Below are 25,142 nucleotides of genomic sequence, written 5' to 3' on the forward strand. Positions count from 1 at the left end.
TATTACTGGGGACTGGGGCACAAGACATTCGATGCTGGTCAGGGTTTCCTCGTGCGGAACGCTTTATTGGTCCGATGGTGACGTCGTCTGGGACGATCACCTCGGCCATCGCCAGCTGAAACTCGCCGAAGGAACCGAACGCGTCCTGCGCTGGTTCAGTTCTTGGCGAGAACCGGAATCGATCCGCACCGCGGACGAGAATCCCGAGATCGGGGAAAGACTCGTCCGTATCGCGCGAGCGATGATCCGGTACGACGTGCTGGTGGTCAAAGGTTCTTCCCGGCAACAACGGGAAGAGGAGATCCTTCGGGATTGGGGGCCGTGGGGAACGTCCGCGAGGGCGTTCCACTTCGGCACCCGTTCCTTGCGGGAGACCGAGTTCACGACCAGCGAAATGACGGCGAAAACCTTGCTGGAGAAGGCGAAGGCCAGTCCTCCGCCTTCTCCGGTGAGGCCTTCAGGCGAGCACGACGCGCTGGCGCTGCCCGAACCGTCACCGGAACCTTTGAACGCGATCGCGCTGGGCGAAGCGCTGAACCAGCGCAGAAGTGTCCGCGAGTTCGGCGAAGAACCCTTGCCACTGCGCGATTTGAGCGCGCTCCTCACCGCGGCCCGGCCGACGAGGCCGGAAACGCATTCCGACATCCCCGCCACCGGGAATGTCTTCAAGACGAGCCCGTCGGGCGGAGCCCGGCATCCGACAGAGGTGTACGTCTACGCCAGGAACGTCGAGGGCCTGGATCGGGGGGCCTACCACTACGACGGTTTCGGGCACCGCCTCACCCCGCTGGACGCCAAGATCGACGACGACGAACTCACCGCGCTCGCCGGCGACCAGCAGTGGACCCGGAACGCCGGCGCGCTGCTGATCTACACCAGCGTCATCGAGCGGAACCAGTGGAAGTACCCGGTGAGCCGCACCTATCGGGTACTGCTGATGGACGTCGGCCACCTGAGCCAAACCGTGTACCTGATGGCGACCGCGCTGGGACTGAACGTCACGTTCACCGCGGCGCTTCGCGACGAACTGGTCGAGGATCTGCTCGGTTGCGATCCGGCCAACGAACTGGTGCTGGGCATGTCGGTGCTGGGCACTCGCGTGAATACCTGATGCCGTAAGGCTTTGCCAGCTTTCGGCTATGGCGCTTCACTGGGTGGCCGTGGTGCGACGCGGGTGCGCCGAAGGCTCGCGGCCCGCTCACGCCGGCCGCCGTCGTATCTCGCCGTATTTCGCCGTATTTCGGCAACGAACCCGGACCTGGGCGCCGTGGTCGCTTTTCGGCGATGGTTCAGGACGGTGCTCTTCGCGTGACTCTGCTCTGAAGATCGGCGTGACGCCTGTTCGGGATTCCGTTGTGAGATAGGCGGTTTGGTGGGTGGGGGACGGGTGTCCTTGCGATCGAGCCGTGGCCGTATTCCGGCAACTAGCCCAGCCCTGGGCACCGTTGCCAGCTTTTGGCGACGGACTCAAAACGGTGGTTCCTCGGCGCGACGCACCTGCAGTGCTGTCGTAGACCTGCTGGTAGGCACGATGTGAGGAAGCCTTCGCGTGACTATGTTCCGAAGATCGACGTGACGCCTGTTCGGAATTCTGTTGTGAGATAGGCGGTTTGGCGAGACTTGGGGACGACTGTGGTTGACATTGGCGTTGCCCGGTTCCGCGGTGTTCCGCAAACCTGCGTGGGAACCCACCGCACGGCTGTGGCCGGATTTCAGAGGCAAGCGTCGCAGCGACTTCTCAGCTGGAAGCCGGGCTGACCGTCGCAGCGTCGCGGGTAGCCGTAGCACGGACTCACGCAGGACCAGGTGGGTGCATCATCCCCACAGAACAGCCCCCTACAGTCGGATTCCGGCAACGCATCCCCGGGCACCGTGGCCGTTTTTCGGCGACGGTTTCAGAACGGTGGTTCGTCGGTGCGGGGTTCGTGTAGTGGCGGCGGGGTGCTGTCGTAGCCCTGCCTAGTGGACGTGGTGTGAGGAACCCTTTGCGTGACTCTGCGTGGTTGGCATTGGCGTTGCCCGGTTCCGCGGTGTTCCGCACACCTGCGTGGGAACCCACCGCACGAGCAGGCTGTGGCCGAAATCCGGCAGCAAGCGATCGCAGCGACTCCCCAGCTGGAAGCCCAGGCTGATCGTCGCAGCGTCGCGGGTAGCCGTAGCACCTATCCGCACGGAGTCCTGTCCGCGCTCTCGCCGTCGCCGTATTTCGGCAACGTGGCGGCGGATCACCCGAATTCGGCGAACGAGAGGCCCTCGCGTAGGGCCACGTGGGGGCAACATCCCCACAGAACAGCCCTGTAGTCGAATTCCGGCAACGCACCCCGGGTGCCGTGGTCGGTTTTCGGCGACGGTCTCAGAACGGTGGTTGGTCGGTGCGGGGTTCGTGCAGGGGTGGTGGCGAGCTGTCGTAGCTCTGTCCGGTGGGTGTGGTGATGGTGAGGGTGCCATCCGAAGCCAGCCGATAGATCCAGCCGGGTTCGTCTTTCAAACGGTGATCGCGGCGGCACAGATCCACCAACTCGGTATCGGTGGTGTGACCGCCGTGCTGCCACGGCACCGCATGGTCGAGGTCGCAGGCCTGGGCGACGCGGTGGCAGCCGGGTCTTCGGCATTCCCGGTCCCGCACCCGCACGAACTCACCCAGCCCCGCCGTCGGCCGATACCGGCCCCGCCCCAAATCCAGAACCTGCCCGGAGAGTGGGTCGGTGATGATCCGCCGCAACACCGTGTCCGGCCCCGACGCGATCTCCCGGGCCAGCGACCCTGGGATATGCCCGTGACCGGCCAGCTCGGCCGGTCCTCGTTCACGCCCAGGTAGGTGTCGAGGTCCATGTAGAGGAACACCTCGGACCGCTCAGCCTTCCCGCCTTGGCTGCCCAGCAGGAGGTCGAGGGCGACATCGGCGCGCAGCTGATCCAACGTGCGGGTCTCACCGCCGGTTTTGAGGGCGCGTGCTTCGCGGTCGATCCGGGTGTAGGCGGCGGCGACCTTCTCCACCGGACCGTCCTCGACCTCGATCGAGGCGACCCCGGTCTCACCGTGCCGGAGCGACAACCGACGCCCCGCCCGGTGCCGCTCCGCCCGCCGGGCGGCGCCGTCCCGGTCGGCCATGATCGCCGCGTGGCTCGCCGCCTTCCGGATCTGGTCGGCGTTTCGGCCCGGCAGGCGGTCCTCCAGGACCGCGTCCACCGCGCGGGCGTCCTCGTCGGACAACCACGCCGTGGCGGTCGCGACTTTCATCGCCCCATAGCCGCCCACCTCCCCCCGGTCCAGCAGTCCCAGCGTCCGGGGCAGCCGGGTCGTCAACGCCGCCGCCGTCGACACCAGACCAGCAGCGTGACCGCCTACAACGGACAAAGCGAACGCGACCTCCTGCACCACACTCGCCGCGCCGCCACGATGCCGGTTCAGCTGCGCCAACGCGCGGAACCGGCCCGCCTCCAATCGTGCGATCCCTTCCGACGCCGCCACGGCAGCGTCGACAGCATCCTTGTCCTCCAACGAATCCAGCTCGGCATTGACCTCCCTCAACACGTCAGAAGCAATGATTTCCTTGAGTAGCGCCACAGTGGCATTGCGTGTATCCACACCCAGAAGCTACAACCGACCACCGACAATTTCCGAACCCACGATAATTCCCTTACGTCACAACGACTCCGGCTCACATCACCCCGGAAGCCAAGAACTGCGGCACGGCGACCTCGCCGACCTGATCCGCCAGCCAGAGCTCCCCTTCCTCCGAGGAAATCGCCCCGACCCGAACCGCCACCTCCGCCAGCCCGCGAAGAAACGACTGCCCGCCAAGGAAACCGACGACGCCTTCGACCGACACCTCGCGGAATCCGCTCGCGTCGAGCAGCCGCCGGAACCCGCGCGCGATCCGAGGTGCGGTGATCACCGAAGCCCGCGCTCGCACGATTTCCCGCGTCAGCGCCGGATAAGAGGAATCGATCACCAGCGCCTCCCAGTCAGGACCGGACAACACGATCCGCCCACCAGGGACCAGAACCCGTCGAGCTTCCGCGAGGGCGGCCTCGGGCTCCGCGAGTTCATGGAACACCTTGTCCGCCCGATAGCCCGCGAAACCACCATCGACAGGCAAGGCGTAAGCGTCCCCGATCAGGAAATCGCGGCCGGGCGAGCGCCGCCTGGCCTCTTCCACCATTTCGGCCGAAAGGTCGACACCGACAGCGCGGTAACCCAGCGCCGACATCTCGGATACGGCCAGCCCGGCACCGCAGCCGACGTCGACCACGGCGGAGCCGGGTTCGAGCCGGAGCAGTTCGTAGGTCCGGGCCCGCAGTTCGGCGGCTCCCGGCAGGGCATCGGCGGCGTCGAGCCGCTTCAACATGGACATACCGGAGATCGTCCGGCTTAATGTCGACATGAAGTCAAGCACCTTGAGCGTCGGCGAGGTCGCGGAGCGCTTCGGCCTGGCGACGCATGTCTTGCGCCATTGGGAGTCCGTCGGCCTCCTCAAGCCGGCGCGGGCGGGCGACCGGCGGCGGTACGACGACAACGACCTCTACCGGATCGCGATCATCCTGCGCTCGAAGGAGGCGGGCCTGAGCCTCGACGGCATCCGCGAGATGTTCCGCGAGCCCAGCGAGCGCGAAGCGATCCTCAAGCGCCACAAGAAAGAACTGGAGCAACGTATCGCGGCCGCGCAGGCCTCGCTCGCGATCGTCGACTGCGCGCTCGGGTGCGAGCACGACGACTTCACCCAGTGCGCGCATTTCCGGGAGGCGGTGGCGCGGGCCGGATGATCCGGTCCGCGCCACCGTCCCGGCTCAGCCGAGCAGCGCGCGCATCTCGGTGATCTCGGCCTGCTGACCGTCGATCACCTTCTGCGCCAACGCCTTCACCTCGGCGTTGCTGCCCTGCTGCAAAGCAGTCTTCGCCATCTCGAGCGCGCCTTCGTGATGTTTGACCATCATCTCGAGCCACTGCTTGTCGAACGCCGCGTCCTTGGCTTTGCCGAGTTTCTCCATATCACCCTCGGTCATCATGCCGGACGCCGAGCCGTGGCCGGAGTGCTCGCCCGACGGCGCCACTCCCCAGCCCTTCAGCAATCCGTTCAGCTGCTGGATCTCCGGATCCTGCGCCTTCTGGATCCTTGCGGCCAGGTCGACGACCTTCGCGTTGCGAGTGCGGCCGTCGACGAGCTTCGCCATCTCGAGCGCCTGTTCGTGGTGCGGGATCATCCCCTGCGCGAACGTGACATCGGCCTGGTTGTGGTCTGCCTGCCGAGGATCCGGCGCCTTCACCGTGGACGTGTGGTGTCCGGTGGAAGCGGTGTCGGAGCTGGCACAGCCGGTGAGCACGGCGAAGGAGGCCAGGGCGGCGAGCGCGGCCCCGACCAGTTTCCTGCTGGTCATGGTTCTTCCTCTGAATCGGTTTCGGGCAGGGCGGGACGAACCCGCCTGTCACACCCGCAACACGCAAAGAAGCGACAATCTTTCGGGCACCGGTCTCCAGCGAGGCGGATCACGGCCCGACGCCGAACCGCCGCGCGGGCGCGACTTCCAGGTCGCCACCGTCCGTCCATTCCGGATGAGCAGCCAGGAGACGATCAGCAGCACGGCCGCGGCGAGTACCGCGAGACACAGGTGCAGTCCACTGTGTCCACCGTCGTCGTGCGAAGACGTGTCCGCGCAACACGGATCCGCCATCGCGACGGAGGAGTGCCCCGCGTCGTGGCCGGAGTCGGCGACGACGTGGTGCATACCCACCAGACCCAGCGCCACCACGCACAACAACAGCCACCGCAGGGCGGCCGGGTACCAGGACTGGGTCACGGCTCCACCGTAGCCGGATTCCGCGCGCCGCCGGACGGTGGGGTTTCCGGGGTCACGCACACCGAACCGGCGCACGCCCATGAGATCGTCAACGGGTGACGCTTTCCGACGATGACCTCCGTGCCGTCCGCGCCCACGCGCAGCTGCTGACCGTGCCGGCCACGGACGTACTCACCGTGGTCGGCTCCGTCGCCGCGGTCCAGGCGCAGTCGACGCCCGCCGCTCGCCTCGCCATCCGGGCTCGTAGCCGGGGTCTGACCGCTCCGGACGTCGACGGGTCACGCGCGGTCACGCGCACCTGGCTGATGCGCAAGACGCTCCATCTCGTGCCGACGGCGGATCTCCGCTGGCTGAACCGGCTGTTCGGCCCGCGCAACGCACAGGCGGGGCAAGGACGGCGCAGGCAACTGGACCTCACCGACGAGCTCTGCGAACGCGCGCTCGGGAAACTCCAGGAACTCTTGCCGGGCAAGGCACTCACTCGGCAAGAGATCCTCGACGGCTTGGCCGACGAGGGCATCGCGCTCGGCGCGAAGTCGCAGGCACCCGCCCATCTCCTGGCGTACGCGGCCAACCGCGGGCTGCTGTGCCGAGGACACGACGCCGGAACGGAGCCGACGTACGTGCTCCTCGACGAATGGGTCACCGAGAGCCGCACGCCGGACGAACCGCATACGGAACTCGCCCACCGCTACCTGACCGCCTATGGCGTCGCGACCGCCGAGGACTTCAGCACCTGGTCCGGGCTCCCGACCGGCCTCTGCCGCAAGGCTTTCAGCGCGCTGGACCCCGTTCCCGTCGGCAAGGGCTTCACCCTCGCGGAGACCGAGCTGTCCGCTCCCCCGTGTCCCCCGCGCCTGCTCGGCGCCTTCGACACGTACCTGCTGGGCTACCGCGACCGCGATCTGCTCCTCGACCCGGCCGGGGCGAAACGTGTCAACTCCGGCGGCGGGATGATCGCACCGACCGTGCTGATCGACGGCCGGATCGCCGGAACGTGGCACACCAAGCGGACCGCGAAGCTGACGAAGGTCGCCGTGGAGCCCTTCGCCACGCTCCCGCGGGCCGTCATCACCGGATTGGAGTCCGAAGTGGACGATTACGGCCGCTTCCTCGGGGAAACGGCCGCCCTCGTCATTTGAGGGAGCGGAAGAACTCCCGCACGTCCGAAACCAGGATCTCGGGCTCTTCCAACGCCGCGAAGTGCCCGCCGCGATCGACGTCGGTCCACCGCACGATCGTGTGGGCGTCCTCCGAATACCGCCGGATACCGACGTCGTGCGCGAAGATCAGCGCCGCCGTCGGCACGCCGGAGTTCTTCTCGACGGCTCCCCAGGTTTCCGCCTGCGCGTAGCCGACGTACGCGGACGAAGCCGCCGTGCCGGTGAGCCAGGTGAACATCACGTTGGTCAGCAACCGGTCCTTGTCGATGATCTCTTCCGGCAAGGCCGGGCGCGGATGTGTCCACTCACGGAACTTGTCCATGATCCAGGCCAGCTGCGCGACCGGGGAGTCCACGAGTCCGTAGCCGAGCGTCTGCGGCCGCGTCGACTGGATCGCGATATAGCCGAACTCCTCCTGCATGAACGCGCCGATCCGCTCGACGCGATCGCGTTCGACGTCGGTGAGTGAAGCGAGTTCCTCCTCCGACAACGACATCGGCGGCATCGGGGTCAGCCCGCCGTTGACGTGCACACCGATCACTTTGTCCGGCGCGGACCTGGCCACCTCGGGTGACACGGAAGCGCCGAGGTCGCCGCCCTGCACACCGTAGCGTTCGTACCCGAGCCGTCGCATCAGCTCCGCCCACGCCCGGCCGATGCGCGGCATGGTCCAGCCGGAGTCCGAGACAGGGCCCGAAAAGCCGAAGCCGGGCAGCGACGGGATCACGAGGTGGAACGCGTCCGCCGGGTCGCCGCCGTGCGCCTTCGGGTCCGTGAGCGGGCCGATGACGTCGAGGAACTCCACCACCGAACCCGGCCAGCCGTGCGTGAGGATCAGCGGCGTCGCGCCGGCTTCGGGCGAACGGACGTGCAGGAAGTGGATCCGCTGTCCGTCGATGACCGTGGTGAACTGCGGATGACGGTTGATCTCCCGTTCGGCGGCACGCCAGTCGTAACCGTCACGCCAGTATTCGGCGAGCCCGCGCAGCCACGCCACCGGCACTCCGGTGTCCCAGCCGTCGCCGGGCAGCGGAGCGGGCCAACGCGCGCTGTCGAGCTTCGCGTGCAGCTCGTCCAACTGCTCCTGCGGGATGTCGAGGCGGAAAGGGCGGATCTCGGTGTTTTCCATGAAGCCCACGTTACGAGGCATTGCGGACAGGTTCGGTCCTCGATCGAGAGCGCATCTCCGGTACGGGAAGATGCGCTCGTGACGGACAAGTACTTGGCCTACGGCAGGCTCATCCGCGACGGGAAGATCCTGTTCATCCGGCGGCGGCCGGGGTCCTTCCTCGGCGGCCGCTGGGAACTGCCGGGCGGGACCGTCGAGCCGGGCGAGCGGCCCGACGAGACCGTGGTCCGCGAGTTCGCCGAGGAGACCGGGCTGACCGTCCGCGTGACCGGCGAGCGCGGCACCCACAGCTGGGACGACGTCGCGGGCAGGCCGATGCGCATCCACGCCACGGTGTACGCGCTCTCCGAAGAGACCGCGGGCGAAGTCGTGCTCGATCCCGAGGAACACGACGCTTTCACTTGGCACACCGGGGAAGAAGCCGCGGGACTCGCGCTGGCCGATCACTTCCGGCGAGCACTGGAGGACTGACCGCGAACCCGGGTCGCGGCTTCCGCTCCGCCCAGCGGACGGCCGGGCCGGTGAGCATGCCCGATACCAGGAACAACCCACCCAGCACCACCCAGCCCGCCGTGCCACCGACAAGGATCAGCCCGGTCAGCAGCACCGGGCCGAGCATGCGGGCGATGGCCGTCCCTGCGCCGAAAAACCCTTGATACTGGCCTTGTTTGCCTTCGGGAGCGAGACCGAAGGCGATCTCCCATGAACCCGCCGCCTGCGCCATCTCCCCCAGCACCTGCAGCGCGGCCCCCAGAAGCAGGACCAGCGCCGCCGCCCACGCGGATTCGCCCATGGCGGAGAACGAGAAGACCAGGCAAGAGGAGAAGAGCAGCAGTCCCGCGTAACGGGCGTAGCGGGAGGCGCCACGCAGACCGGTCACGCCCCGCGCCACGCGCACCTGGAAGACCACCACGCTCGCCGTGTTGAGCACCAGCATCGCCGAGACCAGCCAGCTCGGCGCCGCCGTCCTGGTCGAGATCCACAGCGGCAGGACCAGGCTGAACAGCGGCATGTAGAGCACCATGACCATGTTGAGCAGCGCCAACAACGCGTAGGGGCGATCACGGAGAACGGCCACGGACGGCTCTCCCTCCCGCGCCGGTAGCGGAGCCACCGCAGGCACCTTGCGTAGCACGAGAGCCGCGGCGACGAAGGCCAGCGCATCGAGGACGAAGACGGTCAGGAATGCCTCTCGCGTCCCCAGCGCCAGCGCGATGCCGCCGAGCGCCGCGCCGATCGCGATCCCCGCGTTGGAAAGCGCCTGCAACCGGGCACGGAACGTCGTGCGCTCGGCGGGGTCGATCAAGCCGGCGAGCAACGCCTGCCTCGCCGCGCCGAGACCGCAGTGAAAACAGGCGTAGACGCAGGCCGCGATCACGAACGTGAAGACGGAGCCGACAAAGAGGAACGCCGTCACCGACGCGGCCGTGCCCAGCGCCAGGAGGACGGCCGTGCCCTTGGGCCCGCGGCGGTCCGCCACCTGCCCCAGTGCGACCCCGGCCACCGAGCCGACCGCCCAGCCCGCCGTGAGGCCGATGCCCACCTGCGCGGGTGAAAGCCCGACGACGAGCGTGAAGTAGAGGGCCGAGCTGACGTAGTAGGCACCGTCGCCGACGGAGCTGATCAGCTGGGCCGAGGTCAGTCGCTTCATGAACGCAAGTTATGGGGCCGGATTGGCCACTTCCAGTGCCAATATCCGCCATCCTCGATGGGCCAATATAGGCTCGGACCGTGCCGTTCCACATCAGCCTCGACGGGCACAGCGACCTGGCCGCGCGGATCTACCGCCAGCTCCGCGACGGCATCCTCGACGGGCGCTTGCGAGCCGGGGAGCGCCTGCCGCCGACCAGGGAACTGGCCCGCGAACTCGACGTCTCGCGCAACACCGTCGCGGTCGCCTACGAACGGCTCACCGCGGAAGGGTTCCTCAGCGGCCACGTCGGACGCGGGACGTTCGTGAGCGAGGAACCCGTGGCGCGAACACGGCGTGCCGCCCCCGCGGGTGGAGTACGGCCGACCGCCCGCTGGCGTTCCCTTCCGGCGCCGCTGGACGAGGATCGGCCGGCCCCCGCGTTCGACTTCCGCGTCGGTGCCCCGGATCCGGCCCTGTTCCCTCTGCGAACCTGGCGACGGCTGGTCAGCCAGGCTTTGCGGCCGTCTCTGCTGACACCGTCGGGGTATACCGACCCGGCCGGCCTCGAAGCACTGCGGGTGGCGATCGCCCGGCACGTCGGCGCCGCCCGATCGGTATGGGCAGGCGGCGAGGACCTGGTGGTCACCCAGGGAGCGCAGCAGGCACTCGACCTCATCGGCCGAGTCCTGATCGAACCCGGCACGCGGGTCGCCGTCGAAGACCCCGGCTATCCCCCGGCCGAACGGCTCTTCACCGCCCACGGTGCCCGGGTCACGAAGGTGCCGGTGGACGCCGAAGGCCTCGACGTCGCCGCGCTCGCCAAGGGCACCCGACTGGTCTATACGACGCCGTCGCACCAATTCCCGCTCGGCACGCCGATGTCACTCGCCAGGAGGACGGCGTTGCTGACGTGGGCGGAGCGGAACGACGCGGTGATCGTCGAGGACGACTACGACAGTGAATTCCGGTTCTCGGACCGGCCGCTCGAACCGCTCCAAAGCCTCGACCGTGACGGCAGGGTGCTGTACGTCGGATCGTTCTCGAAAACTCTGCTTCCGTTGCTGCGTCTCGGTTTCCTGGTGGCGCCCGCTTCGCTGCGCCCGGCGTTGCGACGGGCGAAGCAGCTGATGGACTGGCACGGCGATCTCGTCACGCAATCGGCGTTGGCGAGCTTCATCGACGAGGGTCTTCTCGCCCGTCACGTGCGCAGGGCGACGCGGGAGTATTCGGTGCGACGGAAGCGGATCCTGGCGTTCGTCCGCGACGAACTGCGCGATTTCCTGGAAGTCGTCCCATCGAGCGCCGGGCTGCACTTGTGCGCCTTGGCGGATCCACACGCGCCGGTCACTGTGGACGGTGTCGTCGCGGAAGCGGCCAGGGCCGGGGTGGCCGTCGAAAACCTGGCCACCTATGGGGGCACGCGCGGCGGGCTGGTGATCGGCTACGGGCTGGTCGGTTCCGACCGCGTAGACGAAGGGCTCGCGCGGCTCGGGGAATGCGTCTCGGCCGTCCGGATGTCAGGAAAGGGTCGTTCAGGACACTTTTCGTCTTGAACAACCCTTTCCTGACATCCGGCCGCCACAGGACGTCGGAAACTGTCGTACCCCGGTGGTCTCCTCTTCACAGGCGACAGCGGGCCCGGCCGGGCCCGCGCGCGGACCCGAGGAGGAAAGTCCCATGGCCGGAGAAACGGTGCTCACGGTGATCGGCAACCTGACGACCGACCCGGAGCTGAAGTTCACCCCGTCCGGAGCGGCGGTCGCGAACTTCACGGTCGCGTCGACCCCACGCGTCCTGGACCGCGCGAGCGGGGAATGGCGCGACGGAGACCCGCTGTTCCTGCGCTGCGCGCTGTGGAAGCAGGCCGCGGAGAACCTGGCCGAATCCCTCACCAGAGGGACGAGGGTCATCGTGCAGGGCAGGCTGAAACAGCGATCGTTCGAAACCAAGGAAGGCGAGAAGCGCACGGTGGTCGAGCTCGACGTCGACGAGATCGGCCCGTCGCTGCGGTATGCCACGGCGAAGGTGAACAAGGCGGGCCGGAGTTCGGGAGGCACGCCGTCGGACGGGGCCTGGGAACGAACGCCGGTGCCGGCCGGAAACCCGGAACCGCCCTTCTGACACGGCGGTTTCCCTCTCGGGAGGGAGGGATCTCCCTCCCGGGCGCCATGCGGTCGCGAACCTCCGGCTCGGATGCTGGAGGTCGTGAACACGACCACGATCGTCACGGAACTCGGCCTGGACCCGGCCGTCGGTCGGCACGTGGAGTTCGCCGCCGAACTCCGCACCGGGCTCGCCCGGGTCGAAGAGAGACTTCAGGAGGTGTTGCGCAGCCCCGGTCATCCGGAACTCACCGAAGCCGCCACCCATCTCGTCCGCGCGGGCGGGAAGAGGCTGCGTCCGTTGATGGCGCTGGCCGCGGCGGCGTTCGGCGACGGGCGAGGTGACGCGATCTCGGCGGCCGCCCTCGTCGAACTCGTGCACGTCGCGACGCTCTATCACGACGACGTCATGGACGAGGCGCCGATACGGCACGCGGTCACCAGCGCGAACACCCTGTGGGGCAACAAGAAAGCCGTCCTGATCGGCGACTACGTGCTCGCCTGCGCGGCACGGGTCGGTGCCGGCCTCGGCGACTACGCGCTGCGGTCGCAGGCGAAGACGTTCGGCAGGCTCGTGCGCGGCCAGTTCCTCGAGACGACCGGGCCGTTCGAGGACTGTGGCCGTCACGCGCCGTACGAGCACCACATCCAGGTGATGGCCGACAAATCCGCGTCGTTGATCGCGATGGCGGGCAGGCTCGGCGCGCAGGTGTCGGGCGCGGATGAGCGGACCATCGAAACGTTGGGCCAGTACGGCGAACTGATCGGGGTGGCGTTCCAGATCTCCGACGACGTTCTCGACATCTCCGCGTCCACCACCGACCTCGGCAAGTCCGCGGGCACCGATCTCCGTGAAGGCATCGTCACCCTGCCGATGCTCCACGCGCTCGACGACGAGGGGCCCGGCGCCGCTCGCTTGCGCGAGATCATCGGCCACGGGCCGGTTTCCGATCCGGTGGTCCGCCAGGAGGCGCTCGGGCTCCTGCGCGAATCCGCCGGTGTCGTGCGCGCACTCGCCGAAGCCCACGGGTACGCCGCCAAGGCGAGAGACCTCGCGCTCAGCCTCCCTGACCGGCCCGCCAGGGCGCTGCTCGTCGGCCTTTCGGCGTTCGTCGTCGACCGCGGCGAGTAAAGCCCGCAGCACGCGCAACCAGGGCTACAGTGGCGGAATGGCCACTGAAACCCTGGGAAATGTCGAAGGCCGCGACATCGGCTCCGGAGTCTCGATCATCCGCGAGCGGACCGACGTCGACGGTTCCGGACCGAGGCTGCACCAGCACCCGTACCGCGAGACGTTCGTCGTCATCGGCGGCCAGGCCAGGTTCACCATCGGGGACACCGTACGCGAAGGAGGGGCGGGTGACGTCCTGGTCGTACCCGCGGAGACCCCGCACAAGTTCGCCGTGATCGGGCCCGAAATCTACGAAGCCGTGCACATCCACGAAAGCGACCATTTCATCACCGAGTGGCTCGAGTAATTCTGTCGGGCGCAAGAAAACCCTTTCCCGGGCTAGAATCCGACGACGTGCTCGTGGACGGCGGGCACCCGAGGCGACGGGAACCGGGAACTGTGACCGACGTGGCGGACCGCAGCGGGGACGAGACCCGCACGGTGGACAGATTCGGCCAACGGCGCGCGCAGCTGGCGAGATCGGCGCTGGTCACGCTGTCCGAGCTGGGCTACGCGCGCACGAGCCTGCGGGAGATCGCGCAGAACTCCGAGTTCTCCCACGGGGTCCTGCACTACTACTTCCGCGACAAGGCCGAGCTGATCACCTACTGCGTCAAGCAGTACAAGGCCGAATGCGTCACCCGGTACGACCGGATAGTCGAAACCGCGGAAACGGCCGAAGAACTGAGAACGGCCTTCGGTGCCGCGACGGCGGCCACGCTGCGGGAAAACGCGCGGTTGCACCGGCTCTGGTACGACCTGCGCAACCAGAGCCTGTTCGAGAAGTTGTTCCAGGCCGACGTCCTCGCCATCGACGAGACACTCGAACTGATGATCTGGCGAGTCGTCTCCCGATACGCGGAACTACTGGGCAAACCGGCGGATTTCTCCCCGTCGACGACGTATGCGCTCTTCGACGGTCTGTTCCAGCAAGGCCTGCTGAAACACCTCGCCGGCCGGGAGGACGCGGCGAGGTGCCTTCAGGATTCGGTGGAGCGGCTACTGGCCCGGCTCTTCACCACTTGATCGTCGGGTACCAGATCACGCCCGTCCGGCCCAGCACGCGCAGGTCCCAGTAGAGCAGCGTGAACGTGCCGGCGACCAGCAACGCGGCACCGGTCACCACGGCGATCCTGGTGGGCTTCGCGAGCATCCATCGCTGCAGCCGCCCGCCCGTGCCGTGCGTGAGCAGAAGGAACAACAACGCCATCACCAGGATGTTGCCGACCGACTGCAGGGCGAACGCGGCGGCGCCGTAAAACACGTTGTGGCTTTCGGCCGCGCTGCGGAACATCATCCGGAACAGCGGGAACGGCCTGCCGATCAGGAAACCGCCGATGAGCGCGCCCATCAGCACGAGCGGCGTATGCGGGAACCGGCGGGTGAGCCCGGCGATCGGGTTGCGGACGATACCGATGGAAGCCAGCCCCAGCACGATGAACACGATCCCGATCACGCCGTAGACGATCATCGACTGGATGTTCCGCGGGGTGAGCCCACCGGACGACGAGGCCGTCGAGAACTGCGGCATCCGTGTGCCGACCAGCGCGACGATGACGCCGTACACCACGGAAACCGTCAGCATTCCCGCGGCGATCCAGCCCAGTGGCTTCAGCGTGTCCGTGAACTTCGGGCGCCCGGCGGTTCGTCCGCCGACGAGCGGGGCGACGGCGCCGAAAGCGGCGATGTTGCACGCGGTGAACGTTCCGGCCAGCCCCGAGACGAACGCGAAGAACGTTCCCGCCAGCACCCCGCCGATCGGGGTCGTCTTGGCGTCGTGTCCCAGCAGGGTGTTGGCGACGCTGTCACCGATCACACTGTCCACAAAGGGCGCCGACCAGATGACGGTCAGCGCGAATCCCGCAAGGACGGACCAGAGGACCACCCGCCATCGGTGTTCCGGATACGGTCCGGAACCGAGGAAACTCGCCTGCGGTGAGACGGGAACGTGTTCGGTGACGGACATTCGGTGCCTCCAGCGGCCGATGGCTTCCCCCAGACCACCATCGTTGTTCCGCCTTCGGGAGGACGCCACCTCCAAAGTGCCGATCTTGCCTTGGTCCGACCGGCTCCCGGCACTCCGGATTCACCGGTCCGGCGGGTGTCGCCGACGGCCTCGATCCGCTAGACGGCCGGATGACTCCGAAAAGGTGAAAGCTCCGGACTCTCGTGGGATCATCGTCGGACGCGTACGGCAGCATGGCCACCCCGAACCGGCCTTGACCGGCCACTGACCCTGCGGAGGGCGATGGACTTCGACGAGGTCGCGGACGAGCTCTACGCCGGCGATCCGGCCGAGTTCGTGGCGGTGCGCAACCAACGGGCGAAAGAGGCCAAGGCCGCGGGGGACCCCGCCTTGGCCGAGCGTATCCGCGCCCTGCGGAAGCCCACGCTCGCGGCCTCGATCCTCAACCGCCGGGCAGGCTCTCCCGAACTGGCGGAGCTGGCCAGGCTCGGCGACGATCTGCGCAAGGCGCATTCGGCGCTGGCCGGTGAGGACCTGCGCAAACTCGCCCGGCGCCGGCAGGAGCTGGTGAACCGGATCCTGCGGGACGAACGTTCGATGAGCGAGCCGGTCGCCCGCGAAGTCGAAGCCACCCTCGAGGCCGTCGTGGCCGACCCCGAGGTCGCGGCGCTCGCACTGGCCGGGCGGCTGAGCAGCGGGGCGGACAGCACGGGCGACCAGTGGCTGACCAGCGGGTTCACTCCACAACCGAAGCGGAAACCCGCGCCGGAGCGGGAGAAACCCGCCACCGTGTCGCGTTTGGACGATCGGCGGAAGGCGAAGCGGAAAGCAGCCGAAAAGGCCGAGCAGGAGCGGATCGACAAGGCCCGCGAGGAGGCCGAACGCGAACAGAAGCGGGTGGCGGAGTTCAACCGGCTCCGGCGCGAGGCCGCCGAGCTCGCGAAGGCCTGCAAACAGGCCGAGATCGACGTGGCCCGCGCCGAACGCCGGTCGGAGAAGGCCACGGAGAAGGCGAACGAACTCCGGCGGCGGCTCGCCGACGCCGAACTCGAAGAAGAGACGGCGAACGGGGAGACCGCGGCCGCGCAGACCGTCTTGGACGATCTGCGCGCCGAGGCCGAGCGGATCGACGAAGCCCTCGAGGAGTTCTAGGCAGGCTGCCGGTCACGAACCCGCGTGGCGGTCACCCGGCGTCCGTACGGGGTCTTGCCGCCTGGCTTGTACACCGACAGCACGGTCATGGTCACGTACATCGTCGTGGACACGATGATCGGGTAGAAACCGTCCACACGCCGCCCCGCTTCCACGAATACACCATCCAAAGTGGACTCTGCCGCGGCCGCCAGTTCCCGCATACCCGGCAGCAGCGAGAACAGCGTCAGCCCGGCGGCGATCAGGGTCATGACCAGTTTGATCGCGACCCACTTGTACCGGACCAGGCCCCATTTCGTGCCGACGCTGAGCACGATCCCGCTGACCAGTGCGGTCAGGCTGACCGGCAGCAGGAGATGGCCGCCGATCTGCTCCATCATCAGGATGGCCGCGTGCTGGCGACGCGGGTCGTCGGTGAACACGGAGGTGAAGGTCAGGACCGCGTTCACCATGGTGATCCCGAGCCAGCCGAGTGACGAAACGACATGGACGACGAGGACGAGTTTCCGCCACCGCGGGGTGAGCGTCATCGGCGGTCGCCGCACTGTGGAAGTACTCATGCGACCAGTGTTTCCGCGGGCGGCGTTCCCGTCGTCCGTCGTGGAGCGGCACCTCGTCTACGTATCGCGGAGTACGAGCCCTCGGACGTACGCCGCCTGCCCGGCGTGCTGGAGATCGTCGGAAAGCACGCTGACCAGGCGAACCCCGAGCGTGACGGGCGGGTCCCACGCCTCGTCGACGATACGGTCGAGGTCGGCTTCGGCCAGTCCGGCGGCCCACGCCGTCGTGGCTTCGTGCACCGCGTCGTAGTACCCGGTCAGCAGGTCGGTGGAGCCGACGCGGACAGCCTCGACGTCCTCGGGGCGATGCCCGTATCCGATGTCCGACGCCGGGAAGGGCAGCGAGAAGCGGCCCATCCAGTCCTGCGCGGTCCAGATCTGCTCGGTGCCCATCAGGTCGGCGATGTGATCGTCCTGCACCCTGGTCAGATGCCAGACCAGCCAGGCGATCGTGTTCGCGCCCGGCGCCGGGCTCGCGGTCAGCTGGTCGGCGCTCAACCCCTCGACGGCGTCGTGCACGACTTCTCGGACGCGGCCGAACCCGTCGGCCACCACTTCGGCCAGTTTCATCGAATGCCCTTCCTGCGTCATCGCCCACGATGCCACCGCCAGGTGACCCCTGCCTTACACCCTTGACTTATATAAGCCCAGGCCGTGATAGTTGCCGGATGCACGCGTTCGACGTCCTCGGGGATCCGGTACGCCGCCGGATCCTGGAATTGCTGGCGGGCGGGGAACAGAGTTCCGGCGACGTCACCGCGGTGGTCCGCGCCGAGTTCGGGATCTCGCAACCCGCGGTCTCCCAGCATCTGCGCGTCCTGCGCGAAAACGGCTTCACCACTGTCCGCGCCGAGGGCGCGCGACGGCTGTATTCGGTCGATCCGGGCCCGCTCAAGGAGATCGACGGCTGGCTGGACCAGTACCGGCGGTTCTGGACCGGCCCGCTCGACGCGCTCGGCACCGAGATCGCGCGCGGACGGCGCGAACGCCGGAAGGCCGCCGAACAAGGCGACTAGGGTCGGCCCATGCGCAAGGGGTGGGGGCGTGCCGTCGTGATCGCCGTCGCGAGTGTCGTCATCGTGCTGGGACTCGTCTTCGCGGTCACGGTGCGTGGCGGACGGGACGAGGGAGCGCGGTGGTACCCGGCGGCCCCGCCGACGACGCCCCGCACGCCGTCCTACTCGACCGCCGCGCCCGCGCCCACGACCCGGCCGACGCTCACCGTCGACAGCGGCTGTCGCCTGGGGCAGGGCCCGGCCACGCTCGATCCCGTCCCCGCGGCGACCACGCGCCGGGTGAACGCCGCCTGGGACCGCGTCGAACGGTGGCTCAAGGCCAAAGCGCCGACGACAGCGTCGAGCCTCCGCCCGCCAGCGACGCTCGAACGGATCGCCCAGACGCAACGAGAGACCGGCATCCCCCTGCCCGCCGAACTCGTCGCCTTCCTCTTGCGGCACGACGGCGTTTCGGGCACCGGCTACAGCTTCGCCCTCCCCCCGTTCCACCACCTCGCTTCCACCGAAACCATCGCGAGCCAGGCGAAGGTCATGTGCGACGTGCTGATCTCGAGCGGGTGGGACGACAGCGTCGGCTCGTGGTGGCATGGGCGATTCGTGCCCGTCGCCGTCGACGGCGGTGGCGACGGGCTGTTCCTCGACCAGCGCACCGGTACCGGTCGGCTCGGTGACTGGAACCACGAGGGTTCGGTGAGCTTCGACCACCGGCCCGCGACCCTGACCGAACTGCTGGAGCAGACCGCGACCGCGCTCGAAACCGGCGGACCGGTCGACGGCGGCTACCGGCCGGTCGTCACCGGAAACCGGGCGCTGGACTGGGAGTTCCCGCGCTGAGGTGCGCGGGCGCGTCGACTGTCGGACCCCGCCCCTAGAATCGTCCGGGTGGCAGCCCCCGACATCGGTACCTCGGAAGCCCTCGAAACGCTGAACCGCGTCTTCGGCTATGACGACTTCCGCGGCGACCAGCACGCCATCGTCGAACACGTCATCGCAGGCGGTGACGCGCTCGTCCTCATGCCCACCGGCGGCGGCAAGTCACTGTGTTACCAGATCCCGGCGCTGGTGCGGCCGGGCGTCGGTGTGGTGATCTCCCCACTGATCGCGCTGATGCAGGACCAGGTCGACGCGCTGCGCAACCTCGGCGTCCGCGCCGGTTTCCTGAACTCGACGCAGGACCACGCCGAGCGGAACAGGGTCGAGGCCGCGTTCGTCGCCGGCGAGCTGGACCTGCTGTACCTGGCGCCCGAGCGGCTCTCCGTCGAATCCACGGTGCGGCTGCTCGACCGCGGGAAGATCTCGCTGTTCGCGATCGACGAGGCGCACTGCGTCTCCCAGTGGGGTCACGACTTCCGGCCCGACTACCTGATGCTGTCCGCGGTGCACGAGCGCTGGCCGGACGTGCCGAGGATCGCGCTCACCGCCACCGCCACCAAGGCGACCCACGCCGAGATCGCGTCCCGGCTCAATCTGGAGGAAGCGCGGCATTTCGTCGCGAGCTTCGACCGGCCGAACATCCAGTACCGGATCGTCGGCAAGAACTCGCCGCAGCGGCAGCTGCTTGAGCTGCTGCGCACCGAGCACAAGGGCGACGCGGGGATCGTCTACTGCCTGTCGCGGAACTCGGTCGAGAAGACCGCGGATTTCCTGGTGGAGAACGGGATTCCGGCGGTTCCGTATCACGCCGGGCTGGACGCGCGGACCCGCGCGAAGCACCAGTCGCGATTCTTGCGCGAGGACGGGCTGATCGTGGTCGCGACGATCGCGTTCGGCATGGGCATCGACAAACCCGACGTACGGTTCGTCGCGCATCTGGACCTGCCGAAGTCCGTCGAGGGCTATTACCAGGAGACCGGCCGCGCGGGCCGTGACGGGCTGCCGTCGACGGCGTGGCTGGCGTACGGCCTCCAGGACGTCGTCCAGCAGCGCAAGATGATCGACATGTCGGAGGGGTCCGAGGCGCACAAGCGGCAGCTGAGCGCCCACCTCAACGCGATGCTGGCGCTGTGCGAGACGGTCGAATGCCGTCGGGTGCAGGTGCTGAACTACTTCGGGCAGCGGAGCGAGCCCTGTGGCAACTGCGACACCTGCCTGGCGCCGCCGGAGACCTGGGACGGCACGATCCCGGCGCAGAAGATCCTGTCGACCATCGTCCGGCTGCAGAACGAGCGACGCCAGAAGTTCGGCGCGGGGCAGATCATCGACATCCTGCTCGGCAAGTCGACGCCGAAGGTGACCCAGCACCGGCACGATTCCCTGAAGGTCTTCGGGATCGGCACGGAACTGAAGGAGCCCGAGTGGCGGGCCGTGGTGCGGCAACTGCTGGCGCAGGGTCTCGCGGCGGTCGAGGGCGACTACGGCTCACTCGTGCTGACCGAGGGCAGCGCCGAGGTGCTGAACGGGGAGCGGAAGGTTCAGCTGCGGCGCGAGCCGGAGCGGGCGGCGAAGGCCGCGGCCCGGTCCAGCGCGAAGAAGGCCGCGGCCGCCGACATGCCCGCCGAGGCGGCGCCGGTGTTCGAGCTGCTGCGGTCGTGGCGGGCCGCGGCGGCGAAGGAGCAGGGAGTGCCCGCGTACGTGATCTTCCACGACGCGACCCTGCGCCAGATCGCCACCAAACGACCCACCACGCTGCAGGAGCTGGGTACCGTCAGCGGCGTCGGCGAGAACAAGCTCGCGAAGTACGGCGAGCAGATCCTCGAGACGCTCGCGGACGCTTAGGCACCGCCTAGTGCTCGTAAGGCCGGCGCGGCGGCCGCCCGGTCATCCCGTCGACCTTGCGCACCGCGCCGTCGATCTGGCTGTGGTACTTGCCCTTGGTCTTGTGGTCGACGAAGGTCGCTGCCTTGTTCACGACCTTGGAGACCTTCTCGGGGTTCTTCCGCACGTAGGCGCGCACGGCCCCGGCGGTGCCGGCCAGGGCGGTCAACTTCCGCAGTAGAGGCACTGTGGTCCCTTTCCTCGGGGTCGTCTGGTGTCCTGCTCAACGACCGGTGGTGCCCCCAGGGTTCCCCGCGGCGAGCCGAATCACTCATTTCGGATACCCGGCCGCCGGAAAACCGGGCGCGAGACGAGGGCCGCGGCCACTAACTTGGTGGTCATGCGGGATCTTTCTCTGCTGCCCAAGGCGCATCTGCACGTCCACCTCGAAAGCACCATCAGGCCGGACACGCTCCGTGACCTCGGCGAGGCGAACGGCATCGCCGTACCCGCAGAACAACCCGTGTTCGACGGCTTCCGCGCGTTCGGCGACTACAACGGGTTGCTGCGGTCCTGCCTGCGGAGGCCGGAGGACTTCGAACGGGTGGCACGCGAGTTCTGCGAAGACCAGGTCGCGGACGGCGTCCGCTACGCCGAGGTCACCTTCACGGCGGCGGCGCACGGCGAACGCCTCGGCGAGCCGGACATGCCGCTGGCTTCCGTCCTCAAAGGACTCTCGGTGGGGGCGGCCGAATCCGGGCTCCACTGGCGGGTACTGCTGGACCACTCGCGCCGCCGGTCGGTCGAACGCGCCCGGCTCACGCTCGACCTGGCGCGCCGGTACGCCCCGGACGGGGTGTTCGCGATCGGCCTCGCCGGGGAGGAGAAGTACCCGCTCGCACCGTTCGCCGGGATCTGCGACGAGGCCGAGGAGGCGGGGCTGCACCTGATCCACCACGCGGGCGAGGACGCCGGCCCGGCGAGCATCCGCGAGGCGCTGGAGGCAGGTCACAGCGAACGGATCGGCCACGGCATCCGGATCCTGGAGGACGTCGCGCTGGTCGCCGAGGTGCGGGAACGCGGTATCGCGCTGGAGGTCTGCCCGTCGTCGAACGTGACGCTCGGGCTCGTTCCCTCGTTCGAGGAGCACCCCCTCCCCCGGCTGGTCGACGCCGGGCTCGTGGTCACGCTCAGCACCGACGTCCCGTCGGTCACCGGGACGACGCTGACCGACGAGTTCCTGCGCACCCGTGAGGCGTTCGCCTACGACGACCTCGCGCTCGCGGGCCTCGCCAGGGCGTCCGTCGACGCGTCCTTCGCGCCCGCCGAACTCAAGCGTTCGACCCACCAAGAGATCGACGCCTGGCTGGCCTGACGCCGCGCACCTGGGCACCCGCGGCGTCGATGAAGGCATCGAGCGCCCGCTGGCACCGCTCTTCGTGAACGGCCAGCTCGGCATGGTCGGCCGCTTCCCTGATCGCGGCACAGTGTTCGAACGCGACATCGGCGAGCGCCAGCAGGTCCGGATCGCCGGTGAGCAGCGCCACCCGGAAGCGGGCGTGGTCGGCCGCGGCGCCGAGAACGTCGGATTCGGTGAACGCGGCACGCAGCCCCTCGTCGTCAGGGGCGGCACGCCGGCGCAGGAGCCAGAGACTGACGGCACCACGGCGGAGCCCGGTGATCGCGCCCGCGAAGTCGACACAGGATTCCGTCCGGTCCTGACGGAGTCGTTCTTCGCGGGTGAATCGCTCGGTGCGAGCGGTGTTGAGCCGCTGGAACAAGAAGGTCGACGTCGAGCCGAGCAGAGTCCCGGCGACGGCGATGAGGCTGGTGAGCCACGCGTTCATCCGGCGGAGTCTGCCACGCCGGGGAACGCCTCGTGCCCGGAAAGCGGGCACGAGGCGTCCGAGGGTCAGCCGGTCGGGAAGTCGTCCGGCGTGCGGACGCGGTCCCGCACCCAGACACCGGCGGGCTTCAGCATCGAAGTGCCGGTGAAGGAGTTCCCGGCGCAGGTTCCGGTCTTGAACACGGCACCGGAGCGGAAGTCGTCGGAGAAGTTCCAGTTCGTCCAGCCGATCTTCTTGGCGGCCAGCAGATCCAGGTACTTCTGCGAGTACGTGAAGTCGTTCCCGCCGTCACCCGTGTAGGTCTGGGTGCCGAATTCCGTGACGAACACCGGGATCCGGTCCGCGGTCCGCGCCAGTGCGTCGTAGTGCTCGTCCTGATGCGACGCCGCGTAGAAGTGGAACGTGTACATGATGTTGGTGGCGTTGACCGGATTGTTCAGGATGTCGTTCTCGTCGCGGCCGTCGGAGATACCGAAGGTCGACCAGCCGTGTGTACCGAGGAAGACCACGCTGTCCGGATCCTGGGCGCGGATCACCGGGATGACCTCTTCGGCGTACCGCTTCACGTCCGCCCAGCCCACACCGTTCGGTTCGTTCGCGACGTCGTAGATGATGTTGACCTTGTCCTTGTGCCGCTGGGCGATCTCGGTGAAGAAGGTCTTCGCGAGATGCGTGTTCGCGTTCGGGTCGCCCGGGTCGAGCTGATGCCAGTCGACGAGGACGTACATCCCGCGTTTCGTCGCCTCTTCGATGTAGTTGTGCATCATGTCGGTGAACTTGCGCGGGTTGCTCTCGTAGCCGCCGTCCTGGATGTACATCGCGACGCGCAGGATGTCGGCCTTCCAGTCGTTGGCCAGCGCGTCCAGCGAAGCGGTCTTCACGCATTGGCTGTACCACTGGATCCCGTGCGTGCTCATCCCGCGCAGCTGGATGGGCTTGCCGTACTGGTTGCACAGTTTGACGCCGCAGACGTGGAGCTTTCCGTTGATGGACACCGGTGTCCCGGTACCGCACGCCGGAGTGGTGGCGGAGACGGCGGTGCTCTGCGCGGACGTGTTCCCCGCCGCGTCGTAGGCGACCACCGTGAACGAGTAGGCCGTCGACGCGGCGAGGCCGGTCACCGTCGCGGGCGGATTCGCCGTCGTGGCAACGGTTTGCCCGTTCCGCAGGACGCGGTACCCGGCGACGCCGACGTTGTCGGACGATGCCTGCCAGGTGAGGGTCACGCTGCCGCAGGACACGGCGGACGTGGTGGGCGAGCCCGGCGCCGTCGGCGCTTCGGTGTCGTTGGAACCGCCACTGGCCTCGACCGACAGCGAGTCCGCGTTGGGGCCACCGTTCGACGTGACGGCGGTGGTGCGGATCTTGTTACTGCCAGCGGCGAGGTTCACCGTGGTGGTGACGGTGCGCCAGGTCGTCCACGCGCCGGTGCCGGCGAACCCGAGGTCGTCGACGGCGATGGAGCCGTTGACGGTGATGTCGAGCGGGCGGTTGGCGGTGGTGCCGTTGGCATAGCGGAAGGTCAGCGTGTGCTGTCCGGCCTGCGCCGCGTTGACGGTGTACTCGACGTAGCTACCGGTGACGTTGTCGTAGTTGACGAAGCCGGATCCGGTGAAGCCGGTGTGATTGGATTCGACCACGCCGCGCGAGATCGTCGCGTTCTCGGACTCGTAGCGGACGGGAGCCGCAGAAGCGGACTGGGCGGAGATCGGGACCGAGGCGGCCGCGAGCACCGTGACCAGCGCCGCCCGCCATCTTGGGCGTACCACTTTGTGCCTCCTTCAGAAGCGTCGTTGCGTTCCGTGAAGCAGGGGCGCGGCGAGCCCTCGTTAGGAAACCTTCCTAACGCGGACTAGTTTCACCATCCAGCCGAAGCGCTGTCAACCGGGCAAAAGGGGCGATCGCACCCCGCGTTCAGTCCTCTACTTGCGGTAGTTGCACGCGCAAGGACCGCGTTCAGAGGACGAAACGCGGAGGTGGGCCGGGTCACCCGGACGGCGGGCCACACAAGTTCTCCACATCCGTCACGTACCGTGGAACCGGTGACCGCTTCGTCCCCTTCGACACTGGACTTCATGGACCAGTGGGAACAGCCGCCCAGGAAACGCGGCCCGCGTGGCTGCGTGATGCTCGCGCTGCTGGTCGTGGGCGCCTTGGTGGCCGGCGCCGTGTGGGTCGTGGTGAGCCTCAACGACCGCGAGCCGGTACCGGTGAAACCGGAATTCGTCGTCCCCTCGCTCAAACCCGCCCCCCGTTCGGCGATCCCCGGCGACGCCGGACCGCTGCCCGCGGAGCCCGCGAAGGACGCCTGGATCGCGAAGGTGTCGGAGAACACGGACATCCCGCCACGCGCGCTGCGGGCCTACGTGAACGCCGCCGAGAAGACCGCGAAGACGGCTCCGCGCTGCGAAATCACCTGGGCGACCATCGCCGGGATCGGCCGGACCGAGTCCCAGCACGCCCGGCACGACGGTTCCCGCGCCGGAGAGGACGGTGTCGTGACGCCGCCGATCATCGGCATCCCGCTCGACGGCTCCCCCGGCGTGCTGGCGGTCGTCGACACCGACAAGGGCGCCCTCGACGGCGACCCGAAGTGGGATCGCGCGGTCGGGCCGATGCAGTTCCTGCCCGCCACCTGGAAGCGGTACGGCGTCCGCGCGAGCGGCGACGGCGCCACGCCGGATCCGCAGAACATCGACGACGCGGCGATGACGACCGCGCGGTACATGTGCGCGCGGGGCGGCGACCTCGGAGACCCCGCCGGCTGGTGGACCGCGGTGCTGACCTACAACAACTCCACCGCGTACGGGCAGGAAGTGTTCAGCAACGCCGACGCGTACGGCAAGGCGGCGCTGAAGCCCTCTTAGGAGTGTCATGAAAGGGGCGTTCAGGACGAAATATGCCGTGAACG

Annotated in this window: 26 protein-coding genes and 1 pseudogene; 15 read left to right on the forward strand and 12 right to left on the reverse strand. The window is 68.2% G+C overall.

Annotation, left to right across the window (positions count from 1 at the left end; genetic code table 11):
* Positions 1-31: 31 nt before the first annotated feature.
* Complete coding sequence (locus ACFVM3_RS25775; protein WP_378442472.1) at positions 32-1,111, forward strand: SagB/ThcOx family dehydrogenase; 1,080 nt, start codon at positions 32-34, stop codon at positions 1,109-1,111.
* Between the two features lie 1,242 nt (positions 1,112-2,353).
* On the opposite strand, the pseudogene ACFVM3_RS25780 reads toward ACFVM3_RS25775, so the two are convergent.
* A pseudogene (locus ACFVM3_RS25780) lies at positions 2,354-3,567 on the reverse strand (DUF222 domain-containing protein).
* A 94-nt stretch (positions 3,568-3,661) separates the two neighbouring features.
* Positions 3,662-4,357 (reverse strand): methyltransferase domain-containing protein, encoded by a 696-nt coding sequence (locus ACFVM3_RS25785; protein WP_378442473.1) that lies wholly within the window; start codon positions 4,355-4,357, stop codon positions 3,662-3,664.
* A gap of 28 nt (positions 4,358-4,385) precedes the next feature.
* Between ACFVM3_RS25785 and ACFVM3_RS25790 the strand changes: the two genes are divergently transcribed.
* A complete protein-coding gene (locus ACFVM3_RS25790; protein ID WP_378442475.1) occupies positions 4,386-4,766 on the forward strand; it encodes a MerR family transcriptional regulator in 381 nt (126 codons plus the stop codon).
* A 24-nt stretch (positions 4,767-4,790) separates the two neighbouring features.
* On the opposite strand, the gene ACFVM3_RS25795 is transcribed toward ACFVM3_RS25790, so the two are convergent.
* Complete coding sequence (locus tag ACFVM3_RS25795; protein ID WP_378442477.1) at positions 4,791-5,378, reverse strand: DUF305 domain-containing protein; 588 nt, start codon at positions 5,376-5,378, stop codon at positions 4,791-4,793.
* Positions 5,379-5,426: 48 nt separating this feature from the next.
* Positions 5,427-5,798 (reverse strand): DUF6153 family protein, encoded by a 372-nt coding sequence (locus ACFVM3_RS25800; protein WP_378442479.1) that lies wholly within the window; start codon positions 5,796-5,798, stop codon positions 5,427-5,429.
* A 95-nt stretch (positions 5,799-5,893) separates the two neighbouring features.
* Between ACFVM3_RS25800 and ACFVM3_RS25805 the strand changes: the two genes are divergently transcribed.
* A complete protein-coding gene (locus tag ACFVM3_RS25805) occupies positions 5,894-6,940 on the forward strand; it encodes a winged helix DNA-binding domain-containing protein (RefSeq protein WP_378442481.1) in 1,047 nt (348 codons plus the stop codon).
* Here the strand turns inward: ACFVM3_RS25805 and ACFVM3_RS25810 are convergent.
* Entirely contained in the window at positions 6,933-8,090 is a 1,158-nt protein-coding gene (locus tag ACFVM3_RS25810; protein WP_378442483.1) for an epoxide hydrolase family protein, read from the reverse strand. The two genes, ACFVM3_RS25805 and ACFVM3_RS25810, sit on opposite strands and share 8 nt — an antisense overlap.
* A gap of 78 nt (positions 8,091-8,168) precedes the next feature.
* On the opposite strand from ACFVM3_RS25810, the gene ACFVM3_RS25815 reads away from it, so the two are divergent.
* On the forward strand, positions 8,169-8,561 hold the full coding sequence (locus tag ACFVM3_RS25815; RefSeq protein ID WP_378442485.1) for an NUDIX hydrolase: 393 nt from the start codon (positions 8,169-8,171) through the stop codon (positions 8,559-8,561).
* On the opposite strand, the gene ACFVM3_RS25820 is transcribed toward ACFVM3_RS25815, so the two are convergent.
* Positions 8,488-9,741: an MFS transporter gene (locus ACFVM3_RS25820; protein ID WP_378442487.1), complete on the reverse strand. Its 1,254-nt coding sequence runs from the start codon at positions 9,739-9,741 to the stop codon at positions 8,488-8,490. The two genes, ACFVM3_RS25815 and ACFVM3_RS25820, sit on opposite strands and share 74 nt — an antisense overlap.
* Positions 9,742-9,821: 80 nt before the next feature.
* On the opposite strand from ACFVM3_RS25820, the gene ACFVM3_RS25825 reads away from it, so the two are divergent.
* From ACFVM3_RS25825 to ACFVM3_RS25845, 5 genes are all read left to right on the forward strand, one after another.
* On the forward strand, positions 9,822-11,276 hold the full coding sequence (locus ACFVM3_RS25825) for a PLP-dependent aminotransferase family protein (protein ID WP_378442488.1): 1,455 nt from the start codon (positions 9,822-9,824) through the stop codon (positions 11,274-11,276).
* A gap of 124 nt (positions 11,277-11,400) precedes the next feature.
* Positions 11,401-11,844, forward strand: coding sequence for a single-stranded DNA-binding protein (locus ACFVM3_RS25830; RefSeq protein ID WP_219150473.1), 444 nt, complete (start codon positions 11,401-11,403; stop codon positions 11,842-11,844).
* Positions 11,845-11,928: 84 nt separating this feature from the next.
* Entirely contained in the window at positions 11,929-12,957 is a 1,029-nt protein-coding gene (locus ACFVM3_RS25835) for a polyprenyl synthetase family protein (RefSeq protein ID WP_378442490.1), read from the forward strand.
* Positions 12,958-12,994: 37 nt separating this feature from the next.
* Positions 12,995-13,303, forward strand: a complete 309-nt coding sequence (locus tag ACFVM3_RS25840; RefSeq protein WP_378442492.1) for a cupin domain-containing protein — start codon at positions 12,995-12,997, stop codon at positions 13,301-13,303.
* Positions 13,304-13,395: 92 nt separating this feature from the next.
* Complete coding sequence (locus tag ACFVM3_RS25845) at positions 13,396-14,022, forward strand: TetR/AcrR family transcriptional regulator (protein WP_378442493.1); 627 nt, start codon at positions 13,396-13,398, stop codon at positions 14,020-14,022.
* On the opposite strand, the gene ACFVM3_RS25850 is transcribed toward ACFVM3_RS25845, so the two are convergent.
* Positions 14,012-14,962, reverse strand: coding sequence for a hypothetical protein (locus tag ACFVM3_RS25850; RefSeq protein WP_378442495.1), 951 nt, complete (start codon positions 14,960-14,962; stop codon positions 14,012-14,014). The two genes, ACFVM3_RS25845 and ACFVM3_RS25850, sit on opposite strands and share 11 nt — an antisense overlap.
* 282 nt (positions 14,963-15,244) lie before the next feature.
* Between ACFVM3_RS25850 and ACFVM3_RS25855 the strand changes: the two genes are divergently transcribed.
* Entirely contained in the window at positions 15,245-16,114 is an 870-nt protein-coding gene (locus ACFVM3_RS25855) for a hypothetical protein (protein WP_378442497.1), read from the forward strand.
* Here the strand turns inward: ACFVM3_RS25855 and ACFVM3_RS25860 are convergent.
* Together ACFVM3_RS25860 and ACFVM3_RS25865 are read right to left on the reverse strand one after the other, a co-directional pair.
* A complete protein-coding gene (locus ACFVM3_RS25860; RefSeq protein WP_378442498.1) occupies positions 16,111-16,674 on the reverse strand; it encodes a hypothetical protein in 564 nt (187 codons plus the stop codon). The two genes, ACFVM3_RS25855 and ACFVM3_RS25860, sit on opposite strands and share 4 nt — an antisense overlap.
* Positions 16,675-16,731: 57 nt before the next feature.
* Positions 16,732-17,244: a DUF664 domain-containing protein gene (locus ACFVM3_RS25865; protein ID WP_378442500.1), complete on the reverse strand. Its 513-nt coding sequence runs from the start codon at positions 17,242-17,244 to the stop codon at positions 16,732-16,734.
* A 98-nt stretch (positions 17,245-17,342) separates the two neighbouring features.
* Between ACFVM3_RS25865 and ACFVM3_RS25870 the strand changes: the two genes are divergently transcribed.
* From ACFVM3_RS25870 to recQ, 3 genes are read left to right on the forward strand one after another with little or no spacing between them, the layout of a single operon-like run.
* Positions 17,343-17,690, forward strand: a complete 348-nt coding sequence (locus ACFVM3_RS25870; RefSeq protein WP_378442502.1) for an ArsR/SmtB family transcription factor — start codon at positions 17,343-17,345, stop codon at positions 17,688-17,690.
* Between the two features lie 9 nt (positions 17,691-17,699).
* On the forward strand, positions 17,700-18,524 hold the full coding sequence (locus ACFVM3_RS25875; protein WP_378442504.1) for an SMI1/KNR4 family protein: 825 nt from the start codon (positions 17,700-17,702) through the stop codon (positions 18,522-18,524).
* A gap of 48 nt (positions 18,525-18,572) precedes the next feature.
* The gene (recQ, locus tag ACFVM3_RS25880) at positions 18,573-20,405 is read left to right on the forward strand and encodes a DNA helicase RecQ (RefSeq protein ID WP_378442506.1); all 1,833 of its coding nucleotides are present in this window, start codon (positions 18,573-18,575) and stop codon (positions 20,403-20,405) included.
* A gap of 7 nt (positions 20,406-20,412) precedes the next feature.
* On the opposite strand, the gene ACFVM3_RS25885 is transcribed toward recQ, so the two are convergent.
* Positions 20,413-20,631 (reverse strand): antitoxin, encoded by a 219-nt coding sequence (locus ACFVM3_RS25885; RefSeq protein ID WP_016335889.1) that lies wholly within the window; start codon positions 20,629-20,631, stop codon positions 20,413-20,415.
* A 153-nt stretch (positions 20,632-20,784) separates the two neighbouring features.
* Here ACFVM3_RS25885 and add point away from each other — a divergent pair, with 153 nt between their 5' ends.
* A complete protein-coding gene (gene add, locus ACFVM3_RS25890; protein WP_378442508.1) occupies positions 20,785-21,759 on the forward strand; it encodes an adenosine deaminase in 975 nt (324 codons plus the stop codon).
* On the opposite strand, the gene ACFVM3_RS25895 is transcribed toward add, so the two are convergent.
* Both ACFVM3_RS25895 and ACFVM3_RS25900 read right to left on the reverse strand, forming a co-directional pair.
* A complete protein-coding gene (locus tag ACFVM3_RS25895; RefSeq protein ID WP_378442510.1) occupies positions 21,716-22,231 on the reverse strand; it encodes a hypothetical protein in 516 nt (171 codons plus the stop codon). The genes add and ACFVM3_RS25895 overlap by 44 nt on opposite strands.
* 65 nt (positions 22,232-22,296) lie before the next feature.
* On the reverse strand, positions 22,297-24,000 hold the full coding sequence (locus ACFVM3_RS25900; protein WP_378442512.1) for a cellulase family glycosylhydrolase: 1,704 nt from the start codon (positions 23,998-24,000) through the stop codon (positions 22,297-22,299).
* Positions 24,001-24,273: 273 nt separating this feature from the next.
* Between ACFVM3_RS25900 and ACFVM3_RS25905 the strand changes: the two genes are divergently transcribed.
* The gene (locus ACFVM3_RS25905) at positions 24,274-25,098 is read left to right on the forward strand and encodes a lytic transglycosylase domain-containing protein (RefSeq protein WP_378442514.1); all 825 of its coding nucleotides are present in this window, start codon (positions 24,274-24,276) and stop codon (positions 25,096-25,098) included.
* Positions 25,099-25,142: the final 44 nt, after the last annotated feature.

This window comes from Amycolatopsis sp. NPDC057786, assembly GCF_042797905.1.
Taxonomy (GTDB): Bacteria; Actinomycetota; Actinomycetes; order Mycobacteriales; family Pseudonocardiaceae; genus Amycolatopsis.